This is a genomic window from Arthrobacter sp. 05T420 (assembly GCF_056396305.1).
The window spans coordinates 347129-360025 of sequence record NZ_JBFTLG010000002.1; the positions used below are offsets into that span (position 1 = coordinate 347129).

The 12897-nt window shown below is 65.5% G+C and carries 12 protein-coding genes; 6 read left to right on the plus strand and 6 right to left on the minus strand.

Translation table 11 applies throughout. The features are described from left to right. Positions 1-6: 6 nt before the first annotated feature. Positions 7-1227 (minus strand): sarcosine oxidase subunit beta family protein, encoded by a 1221-nt coding sequence (locus AC1DEM_RS03975; protein WP_277525147.1) that lies wholly within the window; start codon positions 1225-1227, stop codon positions 7-9. Next, positions 1224-2564, minus strand: coding sequence for a serine hydroxymethyltransferase (gene glyA / locus AC1DEM_RS03980; RefSeq protein ID WP_476883220.1), 1341 nt, complete (start codon positions 2562-2564; stop codon positions 1224-1226). The genes AC1DEM_RS03975 and glyA overlap by 4 nt, the downstream gene beginning before the upstream one ends. Positions 2565-2722: 158 nt before the next feature. Here glyA and AC1DEM_RS03985 point away from each other — a divergent pair, with 158 nt between their 5' ends. Next, positions 2723-3394 (plus strand): GntR family transcriptional regulator, encoded by a 672-nt coding sequence (locus AC1DEM_RS03985; protein ID WP_476883221.1) that lies wholly within the window; start codon positions 2723-2725, stop codon positions 3392-3394. Positions 3395-3504: 110 nt separating this feature from the next. Here AC1DEM_RS03985 and AC1DEM_RS03990 read toward each other — a convergent pair whose 3' ends face one another. Both AC1DEM_RS03990 and AC1DEM_RS03995 read right to left on the minus strand, forming a co-directional pair. Next, positions 3505-3642 (minus strand): aldehyde dehydrogenase family protein, encoded by a 138-nt coding sequence (locus AC1DEM_RS03990; RefSeq protein WP_476883222.1) that lies wholly within the window; start codon positions 3640-3642, stop codon positions 3505-3507. Positions 3643-3755: 113 nt separating this feature from the next. Then, positions 3756-4025 (minus strand): aldehyde dehydrogenase family protein, encoded by a 270-nt coding sequence (locus tag AC1DEM_RS03995; protein WP_476883241.1) that lies wholly within the window; start codon positions 4023-4025, stop codon positions 3756-3758. Positions 4026-4520: 495 nt separating this feature from the next. Between AC1DEM_RS03995 and AC1DEM_RS04000 the strand changes: the two genes are divergently transcribed. The 3 genes from AC1DEM_RS04000 (at position 4521) to AC1DEM_RS04010 (ending at position 8166) form a co-directional block, all read left to right on the plus strand. Further along, positions 4521-5930: an MFS transporter gene (locus tag AC1DEM_RS04000; RefSeq protein WP_476883223.1), complete on the plus strand. Its 1410-nt coding sequence runs from the start codon at positions 4521-4523 to the stop codon at positions 5928-5930. Positions 5931-6005: 75 nt separating this feature from the next. Then, positions 6006-7262 carry an aminopeptidase P family protein gene (locus AC1DEM_RS04005; protein ID WP_476883224.1) on the plus strand — a complete coding sequence of 419 codons (1257 nt, stop codon included), beginning with the start codon at positions 6006-6008 and terminating at the stop codon, positions 7260-7262. 91 nt (positions 7263-7353) lie between these two features. Then, positions 7354-8166, plus strand: a complete 813-nt coding sequence (locus AC1DEM_RS04010; RefSeq protein WP_476883225.1) for an IclR family transcriptional regulator — start codon at positions 7354-7356, stop codon at positions 8164-8166. Between the two features lie 30 nt (positions 8167-8196). Here AC1DEM_RS04010 and AC1DEM_RS04015 read toward each other — a convergent pair whose 3' ends face one another. Further along, on the minus strand, positions 8197-9741 hold the full coding sequence (locus tag AC1DEM_RS04015; RefSeq protein WP_476883226.1) for a PucR family transcriptional regulator: 1545 nt from the start codon (positions 9739-9741) through the stop codon (positions 8197-8199). Positions 9742-9847: 106 nt separating this feature from the next. On the opposite strand from AC1DEM_RS04015, the gene AC1DEM_RS04020 reads away from it, so the two are divergent. Beyond that, complete coding sequence (locus AC1DEM_RS04020; protein WP_476883227.1) at positions 9848-11383, plus strand: purine-cytosine permease family protein; 1536 nt, start codon at positions 9848-9850, stop codon at positions 11381-11383. 15 nt (positions 11384-11398) lie between these two features. Next, complete coding sequence (locus AC1DEM_RS04025; protein ID WP_476883228.1) at positions 11399-12370, plus strand: polysaccharide deacetylase family protein; 972 nt, start codon at positions 11399-11401, stop codon at positions 12368-12370. 108 nt (positions 12371-12478) lie between these two features. On the opposite strand, the gene AC1DEM_RS04030 is transcribed toward AC1DEM_RS04025, so the two are convergent. Then, a partial coding sequence (locus AC1DEM_RS04030) for a M28 family peptidase (RefSeq protein ID WP_476883229.1) occupies positions 12479-12897 on the minus strand: 419 nt, incomplete at its 5' end.

Genomic DNA, 12897 nt, shown 5'->3' on the forward strand with positions numbered 1-12897 from the left:
GGTTTTTTAGTGGGCAACGGCGGCGGCGCCGTGTTCATCGATCAGGGCCCCGGTTTCGAAGCGTTCGAGCGCAAAGGGCTGGTTGAGTTTGTGCGGGGTTCCCGTGGCGATGGTGTGCGCGAACGTCAGCCCGGCCGCCGGTGTGCCCTTGAACCCGCCGGTGCCCCACCCGCAGTTGACGAACATGTTCTCCACCGGGGTGGTGCCCACGATCGGCGAGGCGTCCAGGGTGGTGTCCACGATCCCGCCCCACGTCCGGAGCACGTGGGCCCTGGCGAAGATCGGGAAGAGTTCGACGGCGGCTGCCATCTGGTGCTCGATCACGTGGAATGATCCGCGCTGGCCGTAGCCGTTGTACGAGTCCACGCCGGCGCCCATGACCAGTTCGCCCTTGTGCGCCTGGGAGACGTAGACGTGGACGTGGTTGGACATGACCACGGTGGGGTGGACGGGCTCGTGGAGCTCGGACACCAGTGCCTGGAGGGGATGGGACTGGATGGGCAGCCGGAACCCGGCCATTTCCGCCAGCACTGAACTGTGCCCTGCGGCGCAGAGGCCCACCTTTTCGGTGTTGATGGTGCCGCGGTTGGTCTTGACCCCCACCACCTTGTTGCCGTCCTTGACGAAGCCGGTGACCTCGCAGTTCTGGATGATATCCACGCCGAGCTCATCGCATTTGCGGGCGAACGCCCACGCCACGTGGTCGTGCTTGGCGATGCCGGCGCGCGGCTGGTAGGTGGCACCCATCACCGGGTAGCGGATGTTGTCGTTGATGTTCAGGATGGGGCAGAGTTCCTTGACCTGCTGCGGGTCCAGCCACTCGGCGTCGACGCCGTTGAGTTTGTTGGCTCCGACGCGGCGGACGCTCTCACGGACATCGCCCAGAGTGTGGGCCAGGTTCATGACCCCGCGCTGGCTGAACAGGAAGTCGTATTCGAGTTCTTCCGGCAGGATCTCCCACAGCTTCAGGGCGTGCTCGTAGATCGCCGCGCTCTCGTCCCAGAGGTAGTTGGAGCGGATGATGGTGGTGTTCCTGGCCATGTTGCCACCGGCCAGCCAGCCTTTTTCCAGGATGGCGATGTTGGTCATCCCGTGGTTCTTGGCCAGGTAATATGCCGTCGCCAGTCCATGTCCGCCGCCGCCCACAATCACGGCGTCGTAGGAGGACTTGGGGTCCGGATTGCGCCAGAGGAAGTCCGGGTGCTCGGGCAGGTGTTCGGTGGTCATCGTGCTGCTCCAATCAGTTCCGCCTCAAGCCCGGTTGCCGCTGTACTGGTGCCGAGATGCGGGTAAAGGGGGAAGCGGTCCGCGAGGGCGCTGACGCGTCCGCGCAGTTCAGCTGCGATTTGGTCGCTGAGCTCGTCCCCGGGTGCTTGTGAGATGAGGGCGGTGGCGATGATGTCCGCCACTTCAGTGAACTCCGCGGCACCGAAGCCGCGGGTGGCCAATGCGGGGGTGCCGATCCGCAGGCCGGAGGACACCATGGGCGGGCGGGGATCGAACGGGACGGCGTTGCGATTGACGGTGATACCGATCCGGTGGAGCCGGTCTTCGGCCTGCTGCCCGTCCAGTTCGGAGTCCCGCAGGTCCACCAGGACCAGGTGCACATCGGTGCCGCCGTTGACTACAGAGATCCCGGCCGCCGCGACGTCGTCCTTCAGGAGCCGGGACGCGAGGATTTTGGCGCCTTCGAGCGTGCGTTCCTGGCGTTCCTTGAACTCGGGGGACGCCGCGATCTTGAAGGCCACGGCCTTGGCCGCGATCACGTGTTCCAGCGGACCGCCCTGCTGGCCGGGGAACACGGCGCTGTTGATCTTGCGCGCGTACTCCGCCTTACCCAGGATCACGCCGCCGCGCGGGCCGCCGAGGGTCTTGTGCGTGGTGGTGGTGACGACGTCGGCGTAGGGGACGGGGTTCGGATGAAGCCCCGCCGCAACCAGGCCGGCGAAATGCGCCATGTCCACCATGAGGTATGCGCCCACGAGGTCGGCGATCCGCCGGAACTCGGCGAAGTCCAGCTGCCGGGAGTATGCGGACCATCCGGCCACGATCATCTTGGGCCGGTGCTCCAGCGCCAGGGCCTCGACCTCGGCCATGTCCACCAAGTGGTTGTGCTCGCTCACGTGGTACGGGACCACGTTGTAGAGCTTGCCGGAGAAATTGATCTTCATCCCGTGGGTGAGGTGGCCGCCGTGCGCCAGGGCCAGTCCCATGATGGTGTCGCCCGGTTCCAGGAGGGCGAACATCGCGGCGGCGTTGGCCTGCGCGCCGGAGTGCGGCTGCACGTTCGCGTACTCCGCGCCGAACAGGGCCTTGACCCGGTCGATGGCGAGCTGCTCGATCACATCGACGTGCTCGCAGCCGCCGTAGTAGCGCTTGCCCGGATAGCCCTCGGCATACTTGTTGGTCAGCACCGAACCCTGTGCCTCCATGACCCCGGCGGGGGCGAAGTTCTCGGACGCAATCATTTCGAGGGTGGACTGCTGGCGCTTCAGTTCGCGCGCCACGGCCTGTTCCACCTCGGGATCGACTACGGAAAGTCGCTCGTTCAACTGCTCAACCACGGTTGCTCCTTTGAAATACCACTATTGCTATGACTGATATATCAGTGTGAGAACAATGGTATGATTGAGATCACACCAGAGTCAATAGCCGGAAGCCAAGTGGAACCAAGCTTCCGGTTGAAATCGAGAAACGTTGAATCCAGAAACGGAGCCGAGCTGTGAATGCACTGACCGTCCTGCCGCCCGCAGAGGGCGAAGCCCTGTCCCAGGCGGAGGCCGCGTACCGGCAGTTGCGCGACAAGCTGATCATGCTCGAAATCCGGCCGGGCGAACCCATCAATGACGGGCAGCTCGCCGCCGAGCTCGGCTTCGGCCGCACTCCCGTGCGCGAGGCGATCAAACGGCTGGAGGTGGACCATTTGGTGGTTTCCTATCCGCGCCGGGGAACCTTTGCCACCACTGTGGACTTCACGGAACTGGCTGATGTCTCGGAAATCCGGGAACTGCTGGAACCGCTGGCGGCGCGCCGGGCGGCGACGAGGGCCAACGCCGCCATGCGCCGCGAACTGCTGGATGTCGCCAAGACCATTGCGGACCTGGCCCCGCTTCCCGCTGAGTCCCGGGAGCTGATGCGCTACGACCTGACGGTGCACCGCCTGATCTACCGGGCCGCCGCCAACCCGCATCTTGAGGACACGCTGATCCGCTACGACAACCTGGCCACGCGCATCTGGTGCCTGGTCCTGGACAAGGTCCCCTCGGTCAGCGGCCACATCTCCGAGCACGTGGAGCTGCTCAAAGCGGTGGCCGAGGGCGACGCGGACAGGGCCGGGGAGCTCGCCCTGCACCACGTCACCAGCTTCGAAGAGACCATCCGCAAGGTCCTCTAGCGCGCCGAAATCGCCGGAACACTGCGGGTTCGCCGGAAGCAACCGGCGAACCCGCACGTTTCCGGCGACGTGGACGACGGCGGGAGGCGCCCGCCGTCGTCCTCCGCAGTTCAGCGCCCGCGGTTGTGCGTGACGTGCTTGGTTCTGGAGTAGTCGTCCAGGGCGTAGACGGACAGGTCCCGCCCGTAGCCGGAACCCTTGAATCCGCCCCACGGGACTTCATTGGCCAGCACCAGGTGCGAGTTCACCCAGGCGGTGCCGGCATCGATCCTGGATGCCAGTCATGGCTGCGCCGGGCGTCCTCGGTCCAGATGGAGGCGGCAAGGCCGAACGGCGCATCGTTTGCGCGGGTGATGGCTTTTTATTCGCTGGCAAAGGCCTCGGTGGTGACGACGGGCCCGAAGATCTCCTCGCGGGAGCATTCGGCCCCGTCGGGCACGCTGACCAGTACCGTCGGAGCGACAAAGTAGCCCGGACCCTCAAGCGCAGAGCCACCGACGGCGGCCCGGATGCCGTCGCGCTGCGTACGCTCGAGGTCGCGGAGGACGCGGTCCGTGTCTGCCGATGCGCAAAATACCCAGCGCGCCCGTATACCGGCCGCGTCAGGTATTTCCCGCGTCGCCGGACGCAGTGCGCGTCGGTTTTGGCCGCTTTACTTCCAACGCCTCGGCCACTTCACGTTCATCAGGAGCAATCCCAGGAGGAGCGAGTCGACGGTCATGATTCCCGCCATGAGATAAGCCCACCCGGCCATCATGGCTCGCCGGCCGTCCGGCCGGAAGTGCGCGCGCGTACCAGCCTGCCCATGACGATCTCCTGACGTGGACCCCCGGCCACTCGATAGTCCACCAAGTGTGCCACCGCGTCGGCGTGGGTGGAACCGCAGCACCTCCCGGCTCAAGCTTTTCACAAGCTGACGCGCTGACGGCGGGATTTATGCAACTCAGTCCCGTTCAGTGCAACTTCTATTTTGCGGCCTGATGGGTGTCCGCTGCCCGGATTCTGCGGTTTCATCGAGGATCCGCGCGACGGAAAAATAAAAAAGCATTGACTGTGTCATGCGTCACGCCTAATCTGATGCAACAGCGTTGCACTGATTGCAACTCCAAAACACTTTGGTGGACACATGAGTAACGAAAATTCCTCCCCGGCCACACTTGCGGGGTCGATCCGCCCGGAGTCGAATAGCGGGCATGGCAGTACTTCCTCCGGACACGCCACGTTGAGCGGCCGCGGCGCGCCGGGCGGGCGAGATCCCGTGGTCAGCAGGGAGACCCGACGGCGGGTGGTCGCCGCAAGTTTCATCGGGAACTTCGTCGAATGGTTCGACTACGCCGTCTACGGCTACCTGGCCGCAACAATTGCCGCGGTCTTCTTCCCCGAATCCAATCCCCAGACCGCGCTTCTGCTGACTTTCGCCCTGTTCGCCATCTCGTTCCTCGTGCGGCCGCTTGGCGGCTTCGTCTGGGGCCACATTGGCGACCGGGTGGGGCGCCGCACTGCGCTTTCCCTGTCAATCCTGATCATGTCCGGAGCGACCTTCTGCATCGCGCTTATCCCGGGGTACAACTCCATCGGCGTCTGGGCCCCGATCCTTCTTCTGCTGGTGCGCGTCGTCCAGGGCTTCTCCGCCTCGGGCGAATACGCGGGCGCATCCGCCTTCCTGGTGGAGTACGCCCCCGCCAACAAACGCGGCTTGTACGCGGCGGTGGTTCCGGCCAGCACGGCCGCGGGCCTGCTGCTCGGCTCCCTGCTCGCGGGCCTGCTGACCATCCTGCTCAGCACCGAGGCGATGCAGAGCTGGGGATGGCGGCTGCCGTTCCTGCTGGCCGCCCCGATGGGCCTGATAGGTCGCTACATCCGCACCAAGCTGGAAGACACCCCGGTGTTCCGCGAACTGGCAGAGGACGACCAGGCCATCAAGGCCCCGGTATCCAGCCTATTCCGGAACCACTGGCGGCTGCTGCTGAAGGCCGTCGGAGCCGTGCTGCTCAACGCCGTCGGGTTCTACGTCATCCTCAGCTACATGCCAACGTACCTGTCCTCGGAGCTCGGTCTCGGCGCGGCCGAATCCTTCCTGGCCACCACCATCGCCCTGGTGACGTACATCGGGTTCATCTTCCTGACCGGAATGCTCTCGGACCGCTACGGCCGGAAAAAGGTACTCATCGCCGCATCCCTGAGCTTCATCCTGCTGACGGTGCCGGCCTTCGCCCTGCTGGGCACCGGGAACTTCCTGGTGATCGTCCTGGTCCAGATCCTGCTGGGCGGCATGCTCACGCTCAATGACGGCACGCTCCCGAGCTTCCTGGCGGAAATGTTCCCCACCCGTGTCCGCTACAGCGGCTTCGCCGTCAGCTTCAATCTCTCCAATGCGCTGTTCGGCGGCACTGCGCCGTTCATGGCGACCCTCCTGATCGCCGCGACGGCCAATGACCTGGCCCCTGCCTGGTACCTGGCCGGCGCCGCGGCCATCTCCCTTATCGCCGTTGTGCTCTCCCGTGAAACCAGCAAAGAACCGCTGCGCCACGAGTAACCCGACAGGCGCCCCAATTTTCTCCGCCCCAATTTTCCCCTCCACAGAACAGCACTGCAGAAAGGCACCACCACCATGACCATCGCAACCTCCAACAACGCTTCGTCCATCGCCGAACTGGAGCGACTGAAAGTCCTGCACAACGGGCAGAAGGACAAGCTGACCTTTTCCAACGCCGAATTTGAGCGCCGGCTCGGCGGACTCCGCCGCATCATGGCAGAGAAGGACCTGGACGCCGTCGTCCTGACCAGCTACCACTCCATCAAGTACTACTCTGACTTCCTCTTCACCTACTTCGGCCGGTCCTACGCCATGGTGGTCACCAAAGATGACACCGTGACTGTCACGGCCAACATCGACGCCGGCATGCCGTGGCGGCGCAGCTACGGCGACAACGTGGTGTACACGGACTGGCGCCGTGACAACTACATCTTCGCCATCCAGGAGGCGCTGCGCACCCGCGGCATTAGCCCCCGCCGGCTCGGCGTCGAAGACGATTCGCTCCCGCAGGACAACCGCAACAAGATCCAGGCCGCCTTCGCCGGGGCCGCCCTGGTGGACGTGGCCCAGGCCGCGATGCGCCAGCGGATGACCAAATCGGCCGAGGAAATCGAGGTGATCAAGCACGGGGCCCGCATCGGCGATCTCGGCGGCGAAGCCATCCGCAACGCCATCACCGCCGGCATCACCGAATATGAGGTCGCCCTGATCGGCACCGAGGCCATGGTCCACGAAATCGCCCGCACGTTCCCGGATTCGGAAATCCGTGACACCTGGGTGTGGTTCCAGTCCGGCATCAACACCGACGGCGCCCACAACTGGGCCACCACGCGCAAGATCCAGGAGCACGACATCCTGTCGCTGAACTGCTTCCCCATGACCTCCGGCTACTACACCGCACTGGAACGCACCCTCTTCTACGGCGAACCGGACGCCCGCTCCCTTGAGCTGTGGAACATCAATGTGGAAGTCCACAAGCGCGGCCTCGAGCTCATCAAGCCCGGAGCGGTCTGCAAGGACATCGCCGCCGAACTGAACGAGATCTACGTGGGCCACGGACTGCTGGCCAACCGGACATTCGGCTACGGACACTCGTTCGGCGTCTTGAGCCACTACTACGGCCGCGAAGCCGGACTGGAACTCCGCGAGGACATCGACACCGTGCTCGAACCCGGCATGGTGGTGTCCATGGAACCCATGATCACCGTCTTGGACGGCCAGCCCGGCGCCGGCGGCTACCGGGAGCACGACATCCTGGTGGTCGGTGAGGACGGAGCCGAGAACATCACGAAGTTCCCGTTCGGCCCGGAGTACAACATCGTGGGCGCCTGAGACGCCCACATCCCCTGAAGGGGAGCAGAAGCGGCGCCACGTCCTCCGTGGCGCCGCTTTCGGGCCCCCATACGGAATGATGGTAGACACCATGACCCCAGCAGAATCTCCCGAGACCAGCGGAAACGGCGACACCAAGGGCACGTCCGTCATCGTCAACGCCATCGCCGTGCTGCGAACGTTCAGCGCCGACGAGCCGCTGCTGGGCGTCACCGAGATCGCCAACCGCGTGGGCCTGCACAAGAGCACCGTTTCCCGGATCCTGGCCACGTTCGAACAGGAACACCTGGTGGAACGGGATCCGGAAACCCGCCGCTTCCGGCTGGGGCTGGGACTGATCGCCGTCGCCGGACCGTTGCTGGCCGAACTGGAAGAACGGCGCGTGGCGTACCCGGTCCTGCGTGAACTCACGGAACAGACCGGCGAAACCAGCGCCCTCATGGTGTGGAACAGCGCCGAATCAATGTGCGTGGAACAGATTGCCAGCCACCACCAGATCAAACACACCACCCCGCTGGGAGCCCGGTACACCGACGCCATGAGCGCCTCCGTGCAGGTCTTCCTGTCCGCCGCGCCCGTCGAACGCGTCCGCGCACTCCTCCGCAGCGGAGCGATCAGCTACCCGGGACTCGATGATGCGGGCCTGGACGGCTACCTGATCAAGCTCAAGGATGTGACGGCTCGTGGTTGGGCCATCAACTACGGCGAATCCTCCATCGACGAAGTGGGCGTGGCCGCCCCCGCCTATGACCACCGCGGCGACATCGTGGCGGCCGTCCTGATCTCGGCGCCCCGGTTCCGCGTCTCCCCCGAAGGGCTGCAGAGCCTGGGTGAAGCGTGCGCGGCTGCGGCCGGCAAAATCACCGGGCGGCTGGGCGGCCGCGCGTCCCGCAGCAGCGGCTAACGCGGGGACGGCAAGCGCGGCGCGCCCGCCTTAGCCCAGCCGGGCCAGCCGCGTGGCCAAATGCAAGGCCGCGAGCCGGCCCGTTCGCCGGGGGTCGCCGCCGCACAGGTCGAAGATCCGCTGCAGCCGTTGATGCATCGACTGCCGTTCAACGTGCAGCTCCCTGGCCGCCTGGGCGGTGTTGCATCCGGAATCCAGCCACGTCGCCAGGGTGTCGAGCAGCCGCGAATTGCGTTGGGCATCATGGTCCAGGAGTGCGCCCAGCTGCTGGCGCACGAAGTTCCGCCGTTGCTCGGTATCCAGGCTTCCCACTGCGAGGCGTTCGACGGCGAATGTTTCGGAATCGATCACAGGACAGTGCGGGCCTTCTGCTGCCGCGGGGAACTTTTCCAGTTCGTCCGCCAGTTCCAGCGTGAGCCTGGATTCCGACAGCGACCAAGGAGCTTCCGATATGCCGGCGGCCAGCGGGCCAACGGCAACGAGCGTATCTGCCAGCGCGGGCAACCCCCGCAGGCCGGCCAGGAGTGCGTGCCGGCTTTCCCGCGGATTATCGCCCGGGAGGACGGCCACCGCCAGGAGCTCGGCGTTATCGACATAGGTGGCGCTCGGCTGCGCCCCCCGGGTCAGGAGGCGCTCTACCGGCGCCCGGAGCTGTTGGAGCATGTCGGACCGGATCACGATGGCTACAAGCGCGGCAGCCGGCGGAATCCCCGCCGCGGACGCCAGCTGCTGGAGCCGCCAGGCCTGGCTGCCCGAATCTATCGCGCGAAGCAGGGCCGCCCCGGCGACTTCCCTAAGCCCGGGAGACATCCGCTGCAACAGGGCCAGGGCCAGAATATCCACTGAGCGGTTCCCGGCTGTTCGGGCCAGGTTCTCGTCCTCGCCCGCCGGGACCCGGAGCAACAGCTGCGCAGCGAGAATGCCGCGGATCGGGACGTCGATGTGGAGCAGGCGGGCCTGCTCCTGCGGCCCCAAGACGGAGGCATCGGCGTCGGTGGTTTCCGTCTTCCCCGGGGTTGCGCTGGCCAGGGTCGCGCCCGATATGGACGTCAGGGTCACCTCGGCATGGATGATGCCGGCCAGCACGGCGAGGATCCGGTCCAGGCCGCCGCCGTGCGCCAGCTCGACTGCCATGGCGTGACTGGCCTCGTCCGCCCGCCGCAATTGGGACACCGAGTCACTGACAAGCATCGAGTTGATGGCCTGCATGACACCGACGAACGGCACCACGCCGCGAAGTTCGATCAGTGGAAGGCCAGCTTCCTCGGCGGCCGCCACCATTGCGGACGGGAGGGAGGGAAGGGCCGTCCCGGTTTCGATGGCGACGGCCGCCACGCCCCGCTCGGCCAGTTGGCGAACGTAATTGACCTGCCGCTCTTCAGAGGCCTGGGCGAGGGCTTCGCCGCCTGTCAGCAGAAGCTCCCCGCCGGCAAGCAGGGGTGCGATGTCGATGATTTCACTGGAGTGGATCCACCGCAGCTGCGTACGGGCGGCAGCCCGGGCCGCCGCCCGGATGACGGGATCGGCAGCCGCGAGGGTCGGATGGTTCAGCACATCGTCAAGATGAATGGACATTACACTCCGTCACGTCGCTCTAGGTTTATTTAGACACATTGTATATGGCCGGTGTGGCCTACGACACATAATCTTGAGAAATCCCATACACCCTCGGAGGCTCCCAATGCGTCAAAAATCCCAAGCGGCCCCGGCCGGCTCCGCGCCGGTAGCCAGTGAAGACCACGAAGCGTGGCTTCACCCCATCCCCGAATCAGAGCGGACCCGCAAGGTGTCCGGCCAGTTCTGGATCTGGGCTGGCGCCAACCTCGCCCCGATCAACTGGGTGCTCGGAGCGCTAGGCATCCAGCTCGGCCTGGGATTCGCGGATACGGTCACCGTTCTTGTCCTTGGAAACTTGATCGGGATGCTGCTCTTTGGGTGCTTTGTCCTGCTGGGCCAAAAAACGGGAGCGACCGGCATGGTGCTGGCCCGCGCCGCCTTTGGACGGCGCGGAAACTATCTTCCGGCGGCCATTCAGGCCCTTCTGGTCATCGGTTGGTGTGCGGTCAACACCTGGATCATCCTGGATCTGGTCATGGCGCTGTTCGGAACCCTGGGATGGGTTGACCCGGAGGCCCACAACTATGCATGGAAGATCGGCATCGCCACCTTGATCATGGCCACCCAGGTAACCATTGCCTGGTTCGGCTACAAGGCGATCGCCGCGTTCGAGAAATGGACCGTCCCGCCGACCATCGTCATCCTGACCGTGATGTCCGCCGTGGCCTGGTTCGGCATGAAGATCAACTGGACCTACGCTGGCCCCGCCGGCCACATCCTGGAAGGCTCGGAACGCATCGCCGCAATGAGCGCGGTCATGACGGCGATCGGCATCGGCTGGGGCATCACCTGGTTCACCTACGCCGCAGACTACTCCCGCTTCGTCAGCACCACGGTGCCCAAGCGCAAGGTCTACCTCGCGTCGGTGCTGGGCCAGTTCATCCCCGTCGTCTGGCTGGGCATTCTGGGGGCCAGCCTGGCCACCAACACAGGTGAAATAGATCCCGGCAAACTCATCGTCCTGAACTTCGGCGCACTGGCCCTCCCCGTGCTGCTCATGGTGCTGCACGGCCCGATCGCGACCAACATCTTGAACATCTACACCTTTTCCGTCGCCACGCAGGCACTGGACATCTCCATCAGCAGGCGGAAGTTGAATTTGTTCGTCGGCGTCTTCTCCCTTGTCGTCGTGATCTTCTTCATCTTCCAGGAGGACTTCGCCTCCGTGCTGGACGCATGGCTGATTGGGCTGGTCGCCTGGGTGGCTGCCTGGGGCGGAGTCATGCTGGTCCACTACTTCTGGATCGAGAAACGCTGGCCCGGTAACCCCGACAGGCTCTTCGACGCCGTCGGCACCAAACGGCTGCCAGGCGTAAACCCGGCAGGCATCATCTCCCTGGTCATCGGCATCTTCGCCACCTGGCTTTTCATGTACGGGCTGGTCCCGGCAATGCAGGGACCCATCGCAGTCGCCCTGGGCGGGTGGGACTTGTCCTGGCTCGCCGGGGGACTGTCCAGCGCCGCCGCCTACGCCGTCCTCGGACCGCGGTTCCACCGCAAGTTCCTCGATGTCCCCAGCGGCAGCGAACTGACCACAGAGGTATCCACGCCTCCAGCGGCCGACCTTCCGGTCCCATCACCCACCCGCGCCGCCCTCTAGCAGGAGATGAACCCCGTGAACTTCACCGCTTTCGCCGACACCGCCCATCCCATCACCTGGCCCGAAGGCCATCGTGCCGCCGCGTCCTTCACCTTCGACGTCGACGCCGAATCCTGCACCATCGCCCATGACCCGCAGAGCACCAGGCGCATGTCGCTCATGACGCACCAGTCCTACGGGCCCAAGGTCGCCGTCCCGCGGATCCTGCAGATCCTTGAGCGCCAGGACATCCAGGCCACGTTCTTTGTCCCGGGATTCACCGCCGAATGCTACCCGGACGTGGTCCGTCGGATAGCGGACGGCGGCCACGAGATTGCCCACCACGGCTACCTGCACGAACCCATGCAGGGCATCGACGCCGCAGCGGAGGCGCGGTACCTGGACCGGGGCGTGGACGCCCTGGCCGAGGCCGCCGGCGTCCGGCCGACGGGCTACCGTGCACCGTGGTGGGAGCTCAACTGGCACTCCGCAACCCTCCTGGCCGATCGCGGGTTCCTTTATGACTCAAGCCTGCTCGACGGCGACGCCCCCTACCGCTTCAGCGTTGCCGAGGGGGACCCCCGCGACCTCGTGGAAATCCCCGTCGACTGGGCTCTGGACGACTGGGAGCAATACGCCTTTTACCCGGGCGTCACCGGAAGCGGGATCATCGAAAGCCCGGCCAAGGTCCTCGAGATGTGGACGCTGGAGGCCGAGGCGCACCACGCTGCCGGGAGCTGCTTTGTCCTGACCAACCATCCCTTCATTTCCGGCCGGCCGTCCAAGGCCGTGGCGCTGGAACAGCTGATGGAACGGGTCAAATCCATGGACGGGATGTGGGTCACCACCATGGAGAAGATCGCGCAACACACACGCGGCTCCGTCGAGGAGATCCACACCCACGCACGCATCGCCGTGCCCGGGTTCCCGGACACCGGCGCACGGTTCACGCCGGCCGCAGTGCGGCAGCCCCAAGGAGCCCCGGCGCGGCGCGGGGCCGGAATCTAGGGCACGTTTCGGCCCCACGAAGTGCGGGTCCCCGGCACGGCCCCTCAAAGGTGGCTGCGCCGGGGACCTTCCTGCGTGGACGCCAGGTCTCGGCGGCAAGCGGGACGACTAGCCGGTCTTGGCCATCGCGTAGGCCACGGTGGCGTAGGCCAGGGCGCCCGACATTTCCTGGAGCAGTTCCGGGTTGGTGTTGGCGATGGTGTCGCAGGCCTCGTGGTAGCAGGGGTCGAGGACCTTGCCGGCCGCCCCGCCAAAGGAGCGCGCCTGGGCCTGGGTCTTCTTCTTCTCGTCGCCGGTGAACAAGCCGCCGCCGGGAATGCCGGCCGAGAGGAAGGCGTCGTAGTCGGAGCCGCCGTCAAAGGGCGTGGGCTCGGCGGGCAGCGCGTTCTCCTGGAAGTAGCGGAACAGGATGTCCTCGATCGCCTTGGACCCAGCCGGGCCGGCGTGGCCGAAATCGGATCCGTCCCCGTCATGCACGGACCGCACACCGTTGGGCGAGGCCGCCATGTCCACGTTCAGGTTCGCCG